Source organism: Streptomyces sp. GB4-14 (genome assembly GCF_022696125.1).
Lineage (GTDB): Bacteria > Actinomycetota > Actinomycetes > Streptomycetales > Streptomycetaceae > Streptomyces > Streptomyces werraensis.
The window spans coordinates 1-15,934 of record NZ_RZHO01000001.1 but is presented as its reverse complement, the minus strand read 5'-3'; the positions used below and the strand labels follow the sequence as shown (position 1 = coordinate 15,934).

At 68.8% G+C, this 15,934-nt stretch carries 15 protein-coding genes and 3 pseudogenes; 11 read left to right on the top strand and 7 right to left on the bottom strand.

The genetic code is table 11. From position 1 onward, the window contains the following. Positions 1-15 precede the first annotated feature (15 nt). Positions 16-258, top strand: a complete 243-nt coding sequence (locus ELQ39_RS00090) for a hypothetical protein (RefSeq protein ID WP_242590391.1) — start codon at positions 16-18, stop codon at positions 256-258. 70 nt (positions 259-328) lie between these two features. After that, the gene (locus ELQ39_RS00085) at positions 329-538 is read left to right on the top strand and encodes a hypothetical protein (protein WP_242590389.1); all 210 of its coding nucleotides are present in this window, start codon (positions 329-331) and stop codon (positions 536-538) included. Between the two features lie 50 nt (positions 539-588). Here ELQ39_RS00085 and ELQ39_RS00080 read toward each other — a convergent pair whose 3' ends face one another. After that, a complete protein-coding gene (locus tag ELQ39_RS00080) occupies positions 589-858 on the bottom strand; it encodes a hypothetical protein (RefSeq protein WP_242590387.1) in 270 nt (89 codons plus the stop codon). A 1,144-nt stretch (positions 859-2,002) separates the two neighbouring features. Between ELQ39_RS00080 and ELQ39_RS00075 the strand changes: the two genes are divergently transcribed. The 3 genes and pseudogenes from ELQ39_RS00075 to ELQ39_RS00065 all read left to right on the top strand — a co-directional run bounded on the left by ELQ39_RS00075 (position 2,003) and on the right by ELQ39_RS00065 (position 3,262). Next, positions 2,003-2,548, top strand: coding sequence for a diguanylate cyclase domain-containing protein (locus tag ELQ39_RS00075; protein ID WP_242590385.1), 546 nt, complete (start codon positions 2,003-2,005; stop codon positions 2,546-2,548). Further along, positions 2,545-2,984: pseudogene (locus ELQ39_RS00070) on the top strand (hypothetical protein). The gene ELQ39_RS00075 and the pseudogene ELQ39_RS00070 overlap by 4 nt, the downstream one beginning before the upstream one ends. Then, positions 2,981-3,262, top strand: coding sequence for a hypothetical protein (locus tag ELQ39_RS00065; RefSeq protein ID WP_242590374.1), 282 nt, complete (start codon positions 2,981-2,983; stop codon positions 3,260-3,262). Before ELQ39_RS00070 ends, ELQ39_RS00065 begins: the two are co-directional and overlap by 4 nt. 71 nt (positions 3,263-3,333) lie before the next feature. Here the strand turns inward: ELQ39_RS00065 and ELQ39_RS00060 are convergent, their stop codons facing one another. After that, entirely contained in the window at positions 3,334-3,684 is a 351-nt protein-coding gene (locus ELQ39_RS00060) for a ParB/Srx family N-terminal domain-containing protein (protein ID WP_242590372.1), read from the bottom strand. Between the two features lie 151 nt (positions 3,685-3,835). On the opposite strand from ELQ39_RS00060, the gene ELQ39_RS00055 reads away from it, so the two are divergent. From ELQ39_RS00055 to ELQ39_RS00035, 5 genes are all read left to right on the top strand, one after another. Next, positions 3,836-4,735, top strand: a complete 900-nt coding sequence (locus tag ELQ39_RS00055) for a TRADD-N-associated membrane domain-containing protein (protein WP_242590370.1) — start codon at positions 3,836-3,838, stop codon at positions 4,733-4,735. A gap of 77 nt (positions 4,736-4,812) precedes the next feature. Continuing rightward, on the top strand, positions 4,813-5,163 hold the full coding sequence (locus tag ELQ39_RS00050) for a DUF6233 domain-containing protein (protein ID WP_242590368.1): 351 nt from the start codon (positions 4,813-4,815) through the stop codon (positions 5,161-5,163). A gap of 184 nt (positions 5,164-5,347) precedes the next feature. After that, a complete protein-coding gene (locus tag ELQ39_RS00045) occupies positions 5,348-8,257 on the top strand; it encodes a non-ribosomal peptide synthetase (protein ID WP_242590366.1) in 2,910 nt (969 codons plus the stop codon). After that, positions 8,254-9,384, top strand: coding sequence for an LLM class flavin-dependent oxidoreductase (locus tag ELQ39_RS00040; RefSeq protein ID WP_242590364.1), 1,131 nt, complete (start codon positions 8,254-8,256; stop codon positions 9,382-9,384). Before ELQ39_RS00045 ends, ELQ39_RS00040 begins: the two co-directional genes overlap by 4 nt. Positions 9,385-9,403: 19 nt before the next feature. Next, positions 9,404-9,916: a flavin reductase family protein gene (locus ELQ39_RS00035; RefSeq protein WP_242590361.1), complete on the top strand. Its 513-nt coding sequence runs from the start codon at positions 9,404-9,406 to the stop codon at positions 9,914-9,916. Positions 9,917-10,216: 300 nt separating this feature from the next. On the opposite strand, the pseudogene ELQ39_RS00030 reads toward ELQ39_RS00035, so the two are convergent. From ELQ39_RS00030 to ELQ39_RS00015, 4 genes and pseudogenes are all read right to left on the bottom strand, one after another. Then, positions 10,217-11,352 (bottom strand): annotated as a pseudogene (locus ELQ39_RS00030) (IS256 family transposase). A 243-nt stretch (positions 11,353-11,595) separates the two neighbouring features. Next, a complete protein-coding gene (locus ELQ39_RS00025) occupies positions 11,596-12,276 on the bottom strand; it encodes an SMI1/KNR4 family protein (RefSeq protein ID WP_242590359.1) in 681 nt (226 codons plus the stop codon). Then, positions 12,273-12,449, bottom strand: a pseudogene (locus ELQ39_RS00020) (transposase); the annotation flags it as partial. The pseudogene ELQ39_RS00020 and the gene ELQ39_RS00025, both read right to left, overlap by 4 nt. 45 nt (positions 12,450-12,494) lie before the next feature. Continuing rightward, on the bottom strand, positions 12,495-13,199 hold the full coding sequence (locus ELQ39_RS00015; protein WP_242590357.1) for a type 1 glutamine amidotransferase domain-containing protein: 705 nt from the start codon (positions 13,197-13,199) through the stop codon (positions 12,495-12,497). Positions 13,200-13,324: 125 nt separating this feature from the next. On the opposite strand from ELQ39_RS00015, the gene ELQ39_RS00010 reads away from it, so the two are divergent. After that, positions 13,325-14,233, top strand: a complete 909-nt coding sequence (locus tag ELQ39_RS00010; protein WP_242590355.1) for a LysR family transcriptional regulator — start codon at positions 13,325-13,327, stop codon at positions 14,231-14,233. A gap of 673 nt (positions 14,234-14,906) precedes the next feature. On the opposite strand, the gene ELQ39_RS00005 is transcribed toward ELQ39_RS00010, so the two are convergent. Further along, the coding region (locus ELQ39_RS00005) for a helicase associated domain-containing protein (RefSeq protein WP_242590353.1) at positions 14,907-15,934 on the bottom strand (1,028 nt) is incomplete at its 5' end.

Here is a 15,934-nt window from a genome sequence, read left to right as displayed (position 1 = left end):
CGAAGGGTGAGCGAGATGAGAGAAGTCTTCAACGGCAGCGAAATTGAAGTTGTCGATTTTAACGATGTCACTTCAGGTGAGCATGTGATCGAGTTTCAAGATCCTGCCTGGCGTTCAAACGAAGCGGTCATGGCTGTCTCAGTTCCGGACGGCGGAACATGGAGCGATGCGGTTGTGAGTGTTAATCCTCACAGGGGTGACGTTCCGGTTTCGTTTGTCATCTGGGCAATCGGTGTTGCTGAGGAGAGAATGCACTGAAGGTCGCAGAGCCCGTTCCGGAGACTCTCCGGAACGGGCTCTGCGCGTCTTGACGGCAACGCTGACGGCAATGTCAGCGGACCATGGCTGCGGCGGGCGGATCGTCGGGGTTGTCGTCGGTGTGCGGGCCGCGCGCTTCTCCCTCGCCCGCAGGACCAGCGGGACGGCTACCGCGCCCACGGACATCACCGCGGCTCGCGCGAGGTCCACGAGGGGCGGCTCGCCCGGCGACATCAGCATGATGGCCGCTCAGCCCGCGAGGACGGTGAGCAGCACCTAGACCCACATGTGGCGGCCGAGGAAGGTGTTGATGCGTTCCATCGCCGTCCCTTACCGCCCGGAGCGAAGGTTCCTGCGGCGTACGCCCAGCGTCCGGGCGGTCAGCGCGATCGCCAGCAGCGCGCACGCCACCACGCTGTACGCCCAGCCGATCGCACCGCGCGCCACACCGACGATGCCCCACACCACCCACAGTGCGAGCACCACGCACAGCGCTGTCGAGGCGATGTCGGCGACGCGGGCGCGTAGCTGGCCACGCTGGTGCGTGCCCGGTTCGAGATCATCGAGTTCCCTGCCGCCGTGCGCCTGGCGCACTTCCATGGCTTGTCTCCTTCCACCCTTTTGCCTTGTTCACCTTGTGAGGTCTATCGGCTACCCCCCGTCGGAGGCGCCAAGCGGCGGACGCGGAGGGGGACTTGACCGAGGCGGCTGGCGCTCCGCAGCGCCCGGTGGCTGGGGCTGCCCGGCAGGACGCGGCTGCCCGGGGGGTGGCGTCAGGTGGAGACGGCTGCCGGAAGCCCCACCCGTGTCCCCTTCCGACAGCGGTGGGTGCCGGACTCGCCCTCCGGGAACCGCGGGAGCGCCACGGTGCGCAGGATGAGGAGCCCGGGCGTCAGCTGTGGCAGACTCCCCAACCGTCCGTGCGACCGCACGAAGAGTCTTGGTCCGCCACCACCGCGGAGGTGACGGACCTGGCCCGGGAACACGGTGCCATAGCTGTGCTTGGCGCGTGTGGCCTGTGGGCGAGATTGCCGCAGGACAAGGGCCGGGTGGCACGGGCCGTGTCAGCTTCCAGCGGGCCCCGCACCGAGGCCGTCCCTCATCCGACGCGTGGGAGTGCCGTCCAAGCCCACCGGTATGTTCCGATCCAGCGAGCACCATCTGGAGTTGCTTCGTCAACTTCCACGGGCTCTGGCTCAACTTCTGTGACGCGACCTCGTGAGCCGGATTGTCGTGAACGTTCGGGGATATGGGAGAAGGGAACCAGCCGAAGGGGACAGGAGGACCTCATGCAAGGTGGCATGACGCCTCTGAGGAATCGGCACCTCGCTGCGTGCTTCATCATTGTCATGTGCCTGCTGATTGGCGCCCTGTTGGCCGGCTTGCTCGCTGCGGCGCTCTCGCCCAGCGGCGTGTGGGCAGGAGCGGCAGCTCTCATGGGCGGGGCTCTTGGGGTCGGCTTCGGTGCGTGGCGTCTCCGACAGACGCCCGAGGATGAACGCGCCGACGACCACATCTACTACTGAGAAGCCGTGTCTTGCCGAGATTGACGGGTTCGTTTCCGCTGGTCAGGTGTAGGGATGGTGTTTCGGCGGGAGAGGACGGGGTCGTGTCGTCTCTTCGGTGGAGGTGCCGGGATGCCGTCGGTGATGGGGTTGCTGGAGGAGCGTGAACGCGCTGCTCGGCAGCGGGTAGAGGCCCTTCAGGCCGAGCTGCGGGAAGCAAGGCGCTCTGGGAGCGGTTCGTGATCGCCCGTGAGACGGTGGGCGAGGTTCTGGCGGAGCCCCGCGGAGGCGAGGATGTGGCGCCGCCGTTCGTGGTGGCCGGCGAACGGCGGGTGCAGGTCAGGCAGACGGTGCCCGGCTCAGTGAAGCCGCACTGGGAGGAAGGGCTTGGTGTGGCGGTTCTCGCGCCGGACTACCAGCGGATCATGGAGGTGCTGGCCAGCGGGAACGGGATGCGCGGGGGCGATGAGTTCGCCGTGGTCTTGGAGCTGCCCTCCGAACGCCGGGAGCAGCGCCTGGAACAGCTGGTCCGGATGCTGCACACGCCGGTCACTCTGGACGACGGCCGCACCGTCGACGTCGCCGCCTCAGTCGGCGCCGCGACCCCGGACGTGATCGGCGCACGCGACCTGACGCGCCTGCAGAGGGCAGCAGACGCTGCTCTTTACGACGGGAAGCACTCCGGCCGTGCGGTCTTGGTGACCGCCGCGCACGCCGCCACGCCGTCCGTCAACGGGCGCCGCGCGGGCAGGCCGGGCACGGCCATGTGGGGGCGAGCCGCATGAGCGTCGTGACTCTGCCCGAGGGCGACTGGATCCGCGGCATCAGCATCCGGCAGCCCTACGCGGCCTGCATCCTCGCCGGTGCCAAAACCATCGAGAACCGGCCCGGACGGTGGCGGACCGGCTGGGTGCTGCTGCACACGAGCAAGACCATCGACCAGCCCGCCCTGCGCAACCCGCTGATCGGCCGCACCATCCGTGGCCGCCAACTGGTCACGGGCGCGGTGGTCGGCATCGTCCGAATCACCGACTGCCACAGGACCCCGAAGGCGCACCGCTCTGCTCGGAGTGGGCGCACCCAGGCGCCTGGCACCTGGTCCTCGACAACGTCCAGGAGCTGCCGCTGCCGGTCCCCGCACGCGGGCAGGTCGTGCCCTGGAAGCCGACCGAGGAGCTGCTGGCCCGCGTGTTCCAGCAGCTGCCCGCCTTCCGGCCGTGACCCACCCTGGACGCACGAAGAAGGAGCCGCCGTTCGAGCCGGGCCTGATTCCGGCTCCCGGTGAACTCCTCGTCTGGCGCGACGGCCGGCACTTCGACCGCTGGCAGGACCTCCCCTGCACGCTGTGCGGCCAGCCCACGCCCATGCGCTCCCACTCCGGCGAGCCCGTCCACAAGGCATGCGCGGAGGGCTGGATCACCGGCCACCCTGTTGAGGCCCGCCGCGGGCGGTTCGCCTCCGACCTCGCGCCGAAGCTGACCACCCACCCGTCGCCTTGAGCGGCGTCGCGGGCCAGCGGGCCACCACAGCATGAGCAGCGCTGCCGCCAGGCAGGCAATCCACCAGCCCATCAGCACCCGCCAGGCGAACCGCTCTCGCCGGTACTCCCGCCGGCGGGCGGCCCGCGCCTCCGGGGTGTGGTACAAGTGCCGTTCGAGCAGGGGCGTGCGCTGTCGTCGCTGCCGGTGGTCATGCCGCAGTCGCCGGGCCCGTGGGCGGCGAGCGCCTGGAGGGTGTGGTTGCCGGCGAGGACGGTGAGGGTGCCGTCGTCGTGTTCCCGGACGACGAGCGAGCGGTATTGGCCGTTGCGGCACAGTGACTCGAGGATCTTCGGGACGTTGCCGATCTTGGCGTTGCCGGGGTACGGGCGCAGTCGCGGGAGCAGGACGTCTTCTGTGCGTGCGTATGTGGCCTTGTCCATGCCGTTTCCCCTGGTCGCCGGGCCGTGTCGGCGGAGAAGGATAGGCAGGGGGTGGACATGGCCGGGCGGGGCGTCGTCGCTGCGCCACCTAGGAGGAGGCAGTTTCTCTGTTCTGGGGGACGGTGTTGGCGCTCCTCGCCATGATCTGAGCATGAGCGATCAGTCAGCACCTTCCCGACGCGACGCCGTCCGCAAGCTCATCTTGATCACGATGGGTTGTGTGGGCTTCTTCTCCCTGGCGATCGTCGCGACCCTGGCGGTGAAAGACGACAGCGACCCCGATCTGGGAGCCGTGGTGATCCGTGCCGGCATCGCGCTCGTGACGGTCGTCCTTTTCATCTCCATCGTGACCGACATCTTCAGCCGCGAGGACCCGGAGATCGTCAGAATCCGTCAACGCGTTCAGCAGGCGGAAGACAGCGTCGAGGGCGCCCTTCGTGGCGACGCCAGCGGCGATAGCCGTGCGCGCGTCCCGGCGCAAACGGTGAGCTGGGGGGTGGGTGACGAGACCGGCACGGTGATGACGGTGCCGTTGCCGTCGGAGGACAGGGCGACGGCGCAGGAGCGTCGTGATTTGGCGCTGTCGACCCTGTGGACGCTGACGCAGACACGGCTCGACCTGTATCACCGGATCGCGACGACCCAGGCGAGGCGCTCATTCGGCACTGCTCAGGCGTCGATGATCGCCGGTTTCGTCATGCTGGCCGTGTTCGTCGGCCTGGCTTTGAAGGTGAGCAACACGACGGGTGCCATCGTGGCGGGCGGGCTCGGCGCGGTGTCGGCGGCCCTGGCGGGGTACATCAGCAAGACGTTCGTGAAGTCGCAGCAGACGGCCGCCGAGCATCTGAAGGCGTATTTTGATCAGCCTCTGGAGTTCTCCCGGTACCTGGCGGCGGAGCGTGTCCTGACCGATGCGAACCTGCCCGAGGAGAAGCGGGCCGAGGTGGTGGCGGCGCTGGTGCAGACGATAGCCGCCGGACCGGCGGGTGCCGCGCCCGGGGACATGAAGGGGCTGCTGGAGCAGTTGCAGGACCTCGCGCCAGGTCAGTAGCCGGTCCGCTCCGGCTCGCCGTCGTCGAGTGGAGCCCCGCCCGCAGCCTGGCGGGGAATAATCCTAGAATCGAACGCATGGCCGATGGGTCGTCGCGGCTGGAGCTGCTGCACTTCGCGCGCCGCGTGATCGTGCAGCAGGCGCAGGCGAGTCTGGCGCAGGTCGACGCGTGGATAGCCGACAAGGAGCGGCGCCAGGCGGAGCGGGAGCGCAGGTGGCAGGCGCGGCCGCCGTCCCCCGACTGGCTGCTCGAGCGGGGCATGAACTCCCGGAGCGGGCCGGTGTACGTGCACATGGGCGGCTGCTGGAACGCGGGCAAGAGGAGCGACGGCGTCAGCCGCGAGCAGATTGTGCGGGCGCTCGCCGAGGGGGTGTCGGCGTGCTCGCACTGCCAGCCGGATACCGAGCTGGGGTTCGTCGACGGTTGAGGGGCCGGGGGCGCGGCGCCGCTGCGCCAACAGGCTGTGCCGGTGCCGTGTCCCCGGCCCGGTTGGAGCCTCCGAAGCCGGCCGTGCGGTGGGAGACGCGGCGGACGTTAGCGGACCGGCCGGCGGGCGCGCCAGGGGGCTGAGACGGCGCTGCGTCATCGCTGGCGGGGCCGGTCGGCTGCATATGCCCGCACTCGGCAGCGCCGGCCGTGAGGTCTCCACCTCCATCCGCACCCCGCAGGTGTGGCTGGACCACCAGGTCGTCGAGGACGCGGGCGCCCTGATGGTGAACTGGGACGTTGTCGAGGAGATCTTCCCCGAGGGAATGATCGACGCGATGTTCGCGTCCTACGTGGACCTCCTGCGCGGCCTCTGCCACGACCCGCAGGCCTGGCAACGCCCCTCCCCGGTCCTGATGCCGGACGTCGACCTGGCCGTGCGCCGGGAGGTCAACGCCACCGCCGCGCCGCTGCCCACCGGGCTGCTGCACGAGCCGTTCACGGAGCGTGCCACGGCACACCCCGACCGCACCGCCGCCATTGCGGCAGACCGCACCCTGACGTACGGCGAACTCGACGCCCACACCAACCGACTGGGCCGCTGGCTGCGCGAACACGGAGCGCTGCCGGGCAGCTTGGTCGGTGTCGTGATGGAGAAGGGCTGGGAGCAGGTCGCCGCGACCATCGGCGTGCTGAAGTCCGGAGCGGCCTACGTGCCCATCGACGCGACCGTCCCAGCCGAACGGCTCCGGCTGCTCATGGAGAAGGCGGGCATCTCCCTCGTACTGACACAGGGCCGGGTGGAGAAGCGCATTGCCTGGCCGGACGACACCATACGGCTCAGCGTCGACGGGCCCGGAGCCGAGGCGCTGGACGCCGCACCGCTGACGCCGTCCCCGGCCTGCCCCGACGACCTGGCGTACGTCATCTTCACCTCCGGGTCCACCGGCACGCCGAAGGGCGTGATGATCGAGCACACCGGCGCCCTGAACACGTGCCTCGACATCAACGAGCGCTTCGGCATCACCGAGGACGACCGGGTGCTCGCCCTGTCCGCGCTCAACTTCGACCTCTCCGTATACGACATCTTCGGTGTCCTGGCCGCCGGCGGCGCGATCGTCCTGCCGGAGCCCGGTGACCAGCGGGAACCCGCGCGCTGGGCGCAGCTTGTCACCGAGCACGACGTCACGCTGTGGAACAGCGTGCCCACGCTAATGGAGATGTTCACTGAACACGCCCTCGGCGAGGGCCTGGCCGACACTCTCCCGCTGCGGACAGTGATGATGAGCGGCGACTGGATCCCGGTCACCCTCCCCGACCGCATCCGGGCCCTGCTGCCCGACGCGGCCGTGTGGAGCCTCGGTGGAGCCACTGAGGCGTCGATCTGGTCGATCCTCCACCCCATCAGTGACGTCGACCCCGACTGGGCGAGCATCCCGTACGGCACGCCGATGCGCAGCCAGCAGTTCCACGTGCTGAACGACGCGATGCAGCCTTGCCCCGTGTGGGTGCCCGGCCAGCTCTACATCAGCGGCGCCGGACTCGCCCGCGGCTACCTCGGCGACGAGGCCAAGACCCGGGCCGCCTTCCTGCGCCATCCATCCACCGGGGAGCGGCTCTACCGCACCGGTGACCTCGGCCGCTACCTGCCCGACGGCACCATCGAGTTCCTGGGCCGCGAGGACTTTCAGGTGAAGGTCCAGGGCTACCGGATCGAGTTGGGCGAGATCGAGGCCGCCCTCGCACAGTGCGCCGGCGTGCGGGCCGCGGTGGTGTCCGCCGTGGGTGAGAGGCATGAGGCCAAGCAACTCGTCGCGTACGCCGTGCTGGATGAGGGGCACGACCCCGCGGGCGCGCCCGAGAGGCTGCGCGAGGCGCTGGGCAAGACGCTGCCCGCCTACATGGTGCCGCAGCATGTCCTCGCACTGGACGCGCTGCCTCTGACCGCCAACGGAAAGGTGGACCGGACGGCACTTCCGGTACCCGGCGCCCATGCGGACGACGACAGTGCCGTGGTCGCTCCTCGTGATGAGATCGAGGCGGAACTCGACGCCATCTGGGCCGAGTTCTTCCCCGACGCCAGTGTCGGCGTGCACACCGACTTCTTTGCCCTCGGCGGCAACTCGCTGCTTGCCGTTCGCCTCATGGCCGGGATCAGCGCCCGCCTGAACTGCTCGCTTCCCCTGTCCACCTTGTTCGCGCGGCCGACGATCGCATCGCTCGCGGAGGCCGTCCGGGACGCCGGCAGCGGCCTGAAGCGCACAGCGCTCGTCCCGGTCCGCACCGAGGGCAGCAGGCCCCCGCTGTTCTTCGTGCACCCGGTGGGCGGCGACGTGCTCTGCTACGCCGAACTCGCTTCACTGCTCAGCGAGGAGCAACCGTTCTACGCCCTCCAGGTGCCGGACGGCCTCGAGCTGACAACGGTCGCCGAGCTGGCCGCCCACTACACCGGGGCCATCACGGCGGCAAACCCCGACGGCCCCTTCCGGCTGGGCGGCTGGTCCATGGGCGGTGTGGTGGCCCTGGAGATCGCCCAGCAGCTCACCCGGGCCGGGCGCACCGTGGAGAGCCTCGCGGTCATCGACCTGCTGGAACCGCCGGGGCCAGCGGACCACGCGCACGTCGATGACGCCGTTCTGCTGTCCTGGTTCGCCCGCGACCTCGCAGGTCTCGCCGGAGAGTCCTGGGAACCTAAGCCGGACACCTTCCGTGAGGCTGGTGGTCTTCCCGACGCGCTGGGCGTGCTCCACACCGAGGCCCGTCAACGATCGGTGCTGCCGCCCGACGTGGACGCCGGGACCCTCGGCGCGATCTTCGACCGGTTCGCACGCAACTTCCGGGCCCTGCTGTCCTACGAGCCGCGGCCCTACACGGGCCCGGTCCGCTTCTTCCGGGCGCGGGAAGGCGCCCCGGACGCGGTGGTGGCCGCCTGGCAGGCCTACTTCCGGAACGCCACGCAGGTCGTCGACCTGCCTGGCGACCACTACACCGTCATGCAGCAACCTCAGCTGCGCCGCCTGGCGGACGAGCTGACCACCTGGCTCGACGACTCCCGCCCGCAGTCACGACACGACAAAGAAGGAAGCCAGCGATGACTCTCCGCTTCGGCGCTTTCATCCCGCCTTTCCATTCGCTCGACGAGGACCCCACCACCGCCTTCTGGCGTGACCTGGACCTCATCGACTGGCTGGACGTGCTCGGCATCGACGAGGCCTGGGTGGGCGAGCACCACTCCGGCGGCTGGTCCACCGTCAGCTCACCGGAACTCTTTCTGGCCGCCGCGGCCGAGCGGACCCGCCGGATCAAGCTCGGCACCGGTGTCGTCAGCCTGCCTTACCACCACCCCCTCACCACGGCCAACCGCATCGTGCAGCTGGACCACCAGAGCAGGGGACGGGCCATGCTCGGAATGGGCGCCGGGGTCTCGCCGGCGGACGCTCACATGATGGGCATCGCCGCAGGTGACCAGCGGCGGATGATGGCCGAGTCGCTTGACGCCCTGGTGCAACTGCTACACGGGGACGAGCCGGTGACGGTCAAGACGGACTGGTTCGAACTGCGGGACGCCCGCCCGCACCTGAAGCCCTACACCAAGCCGTGCTTCGACATGGCCGTGGCCAGCGCAGGCTCGGAGCGGGGCATGCGCCTGGCAGGCCGGTACGGCCTGAACTCGCTGACCTTCGCCGGTCGGCCAGGCATGGAGGAGCCGCCGCTGGCGCGGCTGTGGGCGGCCGCGGAAGACGAAGCGGCCAAACACGGCAAGACCGTGGACCGGGCGAAGTGGCGGGTTGCCATCTGCGTGCACATCGCGGAGACGCGGGAAGAGGCTCTGAGTCAAGTCCAGGACGGCATGGCCCGGTGGTTCCGGGAGTACGTCCGGGACACAGTCGGTGCTCAGGCGAAGCTGCCCGAGGGACGCGAGGCCGAGGCGGCAGTCGAGACGCGGACCGCCATCATCGGCTCAGTCGACGACGCCATAGAGGCGATCCAGCGCATGCTCGACGAGAGTGGAGGGTTCGGAACTCTGCTGGTCAACACCCAGGACTGGGCCACGCGGGAACAGACCAAGCGCAGCTATGAACTGCTCGCCCGCTACGTAGCTCCGCACTTCACCGGTGCGCTGGAAAGTCGGCGCGCGTCGCAGCAATGGGTTGCGGAGCAAAGGGACGACTTCGCAGCCCAGGCGCGTGAGGCCGCCCGGCAGTCCCCGGCCAGCCGATAGCTCTCAGCGGGAGGTGCGCATGGTGAGCACACAGGTCGGAGACAGTCCGCCCGCTCTGGGTAGCACGGAGTTCCGCGAGGCGATGTCGTTCCTTGCAGCTCCGCTGACCATCGTCACGGCACGGGACGCCGAGGGGCGTTTGTGGGGGTTCACTGCCAGTTCGGTGACGTCTGTGTCGCTGGAGCCCCCGCTTGTGCTCGTGGGAATATCGCATACGTCCAGCTGTTTCGGGGCACTGTCCGAGGCCACCGAATTCAGCATCAACATCCTCGGAAGCGAGCATCGGGCTCTGGCCCGAAATTTCGCCACCAGTGGAGTGGACCGGTTCTCCGGAGTTCTCTTGGCGGACTGGCCCGACTCGACTGTGCCGTACCTCGCTGACATCGCGGTCGCTCTGCGGTGCGTTGTGACCAGTCGCATACCAGTCGGCGACCACACCCTGCTGATCGGAGAGCTTTCTGGGATGCGCAGGCAGGGGACGGCGGCATCGCCCCTGGTGTGGTACCGGCGCGACTTCCGGACATCTCTGTGAACGGCTGGTAGATGCCCTCTCTCGGACTTCCGGTTCGGTGCATAGCCGCATGTCGTCCCGGAAGGCGTACCCCTCCGCCAGACGGGACCCGCTGACGGAGGGGACCGGTCGCCGATCACCGCTCGGTGACCACGACGCCGCTGATCTCCGGTCGGGCTCACTCTTATCTGAGGGGCCCGGCCGGAGAGCATTGAACCGCTCCGGGTCTGACGGAGGCTCTGATGCGCCCCTCGCGGCGGGACACCGGTCACGTCTGCTGGAGTGGTGTATCGACGGCCACTCGGTGATCTCGTTTTGAGGCTATGCGGTGAGTTCGGTGGGCAGGGCGGTGTCGTCGGTTTCTGACTCGATCGGGTGGAGTCGGGCCTTGGCGAGGAGCTCGCGGCCCATGTAGCGGCGGGCTTCGGTCCATTCGTCGTTCTTGGGGGTTGTTCGACCAGATCTGCCGCCAGATCTCCCTCGGGAAGGCGGTGAAGGCCAGCAGGTCGTGCTGGGCGGCGTCCAAGTGGGTCGCGGCCTTGGGAAACTTGGCCTCCAGCGCGTCCAGGACGTGCCGCATCTGTGCGTGGACCGCGCCGGTGTCGGGCTGTTCGAAGACCGTCCGCAGCAGCGTGGCCACCCAGGGCTGGGCCGACTTCGGGACCTGGCTCAGCAAATTCCTCGCGTAGTGGGTGCGACAGCGCTGCCACGACGCACCAGGCAGCACTGCGCCGATCGCATCCACCAGGCCGGTGTGGGCGTCGGAGATGACGAGCTGGACGCCGGACAGGCCGCGGGCGATCAAGGAGCGCAGGAAAGCGAGCCAGCCGGCGCCGTCCTCGGCGGTGGTGACGTCCAGACCGAGGATCTCGCGGTGGCCGTCGGCGTTGACACCAACCGCGATCAGCGCGTGGACGTTGATGATCCGGCCGCCCTCGCGGACCTTCTGAGTGAGCGCGTCGACCCAGACGAACGAGTAGGGGCCGGCGTCCAGGGGCCGGTTGCGGAAAGCTGCGACCTGCTCGTCCAGGTGCTTGGCCATCGCGCTGACCTGCGACTTCGGTAGCTGGGTGACGCCGAGGGACTCGGCGAGTTTTTCGACCCGGCGGGTGGAGACGCCGAGGAGGTAGGCGGTGGCGACCACCGAGATGAGTGCCTGTTCGGCCCGGCGGCGCTCGAGAAGCCAGTGTGGGAAGTAGCTGCCCTGCCTCAGCTTGGGAACGGCCAGTTCGACGGTCCCGGCGCGGGTGTCCCACTCGCGCGGGCGATAGCCGTTGCGATGATTGACGCGTTCCTCGCTGACCTGCCCGTATTCGGCGTTGCAGAGGGCCGTCGGCCTTGGCGGACATGAGGGCGTCGGCGAACGTCTTGATCATCGCGCGCAGCAGATCGGGACTCGCCGCAGCGAGATTCTCCTCGGCGAGGGCGTGCAGGGGCAGACTGTCGGGTGCGGTCATCGTGCTGATCTCCTTCGAGCTTCGACATCTCGAAGATCAGCCGGTGGCCGTTCTCATATCCGGGCCCTCACTCCGACGCCAGGACAAACGCCCGGATCAGGTGGGAACCCGTACACCACTTCCCAGGACGCAACCCCGCCCGGCTGCCGCCCACCGACACCGTGCGCGATCGTCCGCGGCCCGGCAGTCTCCGTGCTTGTCTGAGCGCCGGGCTCAAGATCGCCCTGGCAGACCCGGAGCGGTTCATAGTGAGGCGGTCGCATGGCGAGGGCCGTCGTGAGGGCCCTCCCCGAAGGTGTGACCGTCGGCGTCGTAGAGAAGCACTGGGTTGTCGACTGCGCTCAATGAGACATGCCATTCCATCGTGCAGCCGCCGTAGGCGAGAAAGAGCCACGATGGTGGCATGCCCTCTGACAGGTTGCGTTCGTGGACGCTGGCCGCGCACGGCCAGTCACGCCGCACGTGCCCGGGGGCCCGGTTGCCGTCGTTCAGGGAGGCAAGCCCGCCATCGGGTCCGAATCCTCCGTTGGCGACCTCGGTGTAGAGACGCCGAAGCAATTCGGGAAGACCGCGCCCGATTCTGTGCTCTGCCTTCTCGATGTCTGGCAGGCAGATCGGAGGGAACAGCGGCCCGCGAGGAGCGTCGGCGTAGTAGTCGGTCACCTCCTCGGTCTCGGCCCTGAGCTCAACCGTCCCGTCACTGCCATAGGAAACTACGCCGTTTCGTATCTGCTCCAACCGGTGCTTGCCATAACGCTCGATGATCCATGCGACAGGCGCGTCCGCGCGGTCGAATCGCAGGCCCGGATCCCATGCACGATCCTGCAGAGCTTTGATCAACGCGTCGTCGTCCGCCTCTTGCCTGGTCTCCGGGCTGGGCTCATGACGGAGTGGCGCAGGTACGCCGTGGGGAGAAGAGGTCACGCGTCAGGAGCCCACTGCTGCACGTCGACTGCCTTCAGAAGCCGTCTGAGGCAGATGATCGCGCAGGCGAGTTCGAGCATGCCTTGATGGAGGACGGCGCGTCGCTCGTAGCAGGTGCGGAGTCGTTTGAACTGGTGAAGCCAGGTGAAGGCGCGCTCGACCACCCACCTCTCGGTGGACGGGGCAAGCCGCTCCCGGCCCGGAGTGGCGCTTCCCGGTCAGGCGTCCGGCAGGGCCGCGAGGACCTGCTTGGCGGTGGTCACGCTGGACTGCGGGTTCTGCCCGGTAATCAGGTTGCCGTCGACGATCACGGTGTCGGACCAGGCCGCGCCGGTCCTGACGTCGGCGCCGCGCTGGGTGAGCCGGCTCTCCACCAGCCAGGGAGCCTGGTCGCCCAGTCCGCCCTGCTTCTCCTCCTCGTCGGTGAAGCCGGTCAGGCTTCGGCCGGCGAAGACGAAGGTGCCGTCCTCCTTCGTGGCGCTGAGCAGCCCGGCGACACCGTGGCACAGCGCGGCGATGACCTGTCCGCGGTGGTCGGCCTCGGCGAGCAGGGCGCCGAGGCGGGCGTCGTCGGCCAGGTCGGCCATCGGGGCGTGCCCGCCCGGCAGGTACAGGGCCTCGTAGTCGGCGGCGCGGACGGCGGCGAGGTCGAGCGGGGCCGCCAGGTCCGTGTTGATGGACTCCAGGTACGCCTGGAACCCGGCGGCGTCGGCAGCGTCGACACCGCCGCGCTCGTCGAGCGAGATCGCGTCGACGGTGGGCCTGGCACCGCCCGGGGTGGCGATGCGCACGGTGTGACCCGCTTCCGTCAGCACCTTGTGCGAGGCGGTGACCTCCTCGGCCCAGTAACCGGTGGGATGAGTGCTGCCGTCGGCCAGGGTCAGGGTGTCGGCCGCCGAAATGATCATCAGGATCTTCGCCATGGGACACGTCCTCGATTCGGAAAGGAGATACAGGGTGATGTCCGGGAGGGACATCACCAGAGTGCATCGGGAAAGCAGGCATGGCACGTCGCTGCCATAAGCATGCTTATGTATTGTCACTTGACGTGAAGGACTTGGATCTGGTCGCCACCTTTCTGGAGATCTACCGCCGGGGCTCCCTGACAGGCGCCGCGAAGGCGCTCGGTGTGTCCCAGCCCGCCGTCAGCGGGCAGCTGGTGCGCCTGGAGGAACAGGTGGGCGGCGCCCTGTTCACCCGGTCCCGCAGCGGAGCCCGGCCGACACACCGGGCCCACGAACTGGCCCGCCGTGTCGGCCCCCACCTGGACGGCCTGCGCCACGCGCTCAGAAACGACGAGGCGGAAACCGCCCCGCGGGGAACCGTGCGGCTCGGAGCAGCGGCCGAATTCGCCACCGCCCGCCTGCTGCCGGCCCTCACCCCTCTGACCCACCACGGCCTGGAGCTGGCGTTCACCCTCGACCGGGCCGAACCGCTGCTCACCCTCCTCACCGAGGACCGACTCGACCTGGTGGTGTCCTCGATCCGGCCGCCGCTGACCATACGGGGACTGGCTGCGATGCCGTACGTCGATGAGGAATTCGTCCTGGTGGGCACACCCACCGCCGCCCGGTCCATCGACCCCGGCCACCTCGACGACGATCCGGTCTCCGCCCTCGCCCATCTCCCCCTGGTCGCCTACGCCGAGGAACTGCCCATCATCCGCCGGTATTGGCGAAGCGAGTTCGGCCGCAGGCCCCCCAACCAGGTGGCCGTCGTCGTCCCCGATCTCCGCGCGGTCCTGACTGCGGTGACCGCCGACGCGGGCATCTCCGTCCTTCCCCGCTACCTGGCCGAACCCGCCCTCCACAGCGGCTCACTGGAACAGCTCCACCACAGCCCCGTCCCACCGCTCAACACCCTCTACCTCGTCACCCGCTCCGGCCCCCTCGCCCCGCCCGTCGACCACCTGCGAACGCGCCTCATCGACCACGCCACCACCTGGGGATCCCTGTAACTCCCGGACGACAACCGGACAATGAGACGGTATGGATGCGGGCCGCGGCGGCTCCCGGACGGGGCCCGCATGGTCCTTCAGTACATCCTGGAGCACGGCGTAGTTCCGCCCAGTCAGAACATCGAACGTCGCTGAACCGTAAAACATCCACCGCCTCGCTCCCCAGACGGCTTACACCTCTGACCTGCCAGAACATCACCCGGCGTGCACACAGCACCGGGCCCTGGGCCTTGAGATGCCCGGGGTCCGGTGCGATGTGTCGGCTTTGCGTCAGTGAGGTTGTGCCAGTCACGATTGAGCGAGGAAAGGGTGTTCCTGCTGCTCATCGGTTCGTGACTGGAGCTTGCCACTGACACAGCGGTGGTACTTCGTGATCTCGCGGCTGTCATGAGTCGGTACATCCCCAGTTGGATCACTGCCACGAAGACGGCACATCGCAGGTCGCGAACAGAGCCGCCCCGGAACGCTCTTGGCCTGGGTACGGATACTCATGTGCGTGCAGCGGACCCGGAGGACCGTGACGGAAGGTGCCGGCCCGGGCCCAGGCCCCCGGGTGGAACGGAGCTGATCGGTCGCTCAGTCGTCCAGTAATCCAGCCGTCGTCACGGGCGCAGTCGTCCGGTCAGGTAGACGGCCGCGAGCGCGACGACGGCCGTGGTGACGACGACGCCCATCACATCCAGCGCATGCCGATGGCGGTCAGCTGCTCGATCCGCTCCGACGACAGGGTGGCGGCTCTGCTGCGCTGGTTGCTGATCCATGCTCCGAGCCGGACTTCTCGAACCTCCTGGTCCTCGCCACTGCCGCCGCCCTCATCGCCGTTGACGACGATCCGTTCGACGTGCTTCCTCGGCACACGCAGGTGTCCCTCGCGTTCGTAGAACTGGCGGGCGGCCTGGTAGTTCAACGCCCACTTGTCGGCCTGGCTACGGCGCTGCTTGGGCTGCTCGTCCTCGCCGGCGGGTTCGATCCCGAGTACGTGCTCGCACATCCACTTCTGGACGGTGGTGAGGCTGTCCCAGCCGAGCCGGACGGAGCGCACCCACCGTCCGAAGTCTTCGCCCTGGTACACAATCTCGCCCGGCGTCATGGGCAGCGGGTGGCCAGCCTGCAGGTGCATGCGGGTGAGGTGGAAGCAGCGCTGCCATTCCACCGACCAGCTCGGGCACCACGACGGGTCGATGTCCTCCAACTGCTCGCGCCGCGTCTGCGACAGCGCGCCGGCCGACGACTGAGCCGGCAGGCCTTCAGCACGCCGTTGTTCGATCTCTGCCGCTTTGCGGGCGGCGGCCCGCTGGTTCTTCAGCCAGATGCCTACCCGGTAGCCCTGGTAGGTGGCGTCGGTCGGTGCCAGCAGGTGTCCGTTCTCCTCGGCCCACCCACGCGCGGCGGCGAGACCTTCCTCCCACGCGACGTCGAAGTGCGACCAGATCATGCCGAGCTTCTCCAGGTGCTCGATGCGGTCCCGCTCGAGACGGCCGCGGGCGTGGAAGCGCCGGTTGTCGGCGATCCACTGCCCGAGCGGGAACCCGGCTAGCGTGGCCGGCCACCCCTCGCCCTCCACCACTTGGTCCTGGTCGTTCCCGCCGGGTACCCGGTACGTGAACGGCACCTTGAGGTCGCCGTGCAGCCGCTGATAGATGACGGCGGCCTCGATGCCGCGCCGCCAGTGGGCGTGTTCGGGGTTGATCACCCGCAGGT

What these genes read in the sequence shown, in the direction of transcription:
- ELQ39_RS00055 (WP_242590370.1), top strand. Translation starts at nt 3,836, where the DNA reads ATGAGCGATCAGTCAGCACCTTCCCGACGCGACGCCGTCCGCAAGCTC.
- ELQ39_RS00060 (WP_242590372.1), bottom strand. Translation starts at nt 3,684, where the DNA reads ATGGACAAGGCCACATACGCACGCACAGAAGACGTCCTGCTCCCGCGA.
- ELQ39_RS00090 (WP_242590391.1), top strand. Translation starts at nt 16, where the DNA reads ATGAGAGAAGTCTTCAACGGCAGCGAAATTGAAGTTGTCGATTTTAAC.
- ELQ39_RS00050 (WP_242590368.1), top strand. Translation starts at nt 4,813, where the DNA reads ATGGCCGATGGGTCGTCGCGGCTGGAGCTGCTGCACTTCGCGCGCCGC.
- ELQ39_RS00035 (WP_242590361.1), top strand. Translation starts at nt 9,404, where the DNA reads ATGGTGAGCACACAGGTCGGAGACAGTCCGCCCGCTCTGGGTAGCACG.
- ELQ39_RS00015 (WP_242590357.1), bottom strand. Translation starts at nt 13,199, where the DNA reads ATGGCGAAGATCCTGATGATCATTTCGGCGGCCGACACCCTGACCCTG.
- ELQ39_RS00045 (WP_242590366.1), top strand. Translation starts at nt 5,348, where the DNA reads ATGCCCGCACTCGGCAGCGCCGGCCGTGAGGTCTCCACCTCCATCCGC.
- ELQ39_RS00040 (WP_242590364.1), top strand. Translation starts at nt 8,254, where the DNA reads ATGACTCTCCGCTTCGGCGCTTTCATCCCGCCTTTCCATTCGCTCGAC.
- ELQ39_RS00085 (WP_242590389.1), top strand. Translation starts at nt 329, where the DNA reads ATGTCAGCGGACCATGGCTGCGGCGGGCGGATCGTCGGGGTTGTCGTC.
- ELQ39_RS00080 (WP_242590387.1), bottom strand. Translation starts at nt 858, where the DNA reads ATGGAAGTGCGCCAGGCGCACGGCGGCAGGGAACTCGATGATCTCGAA.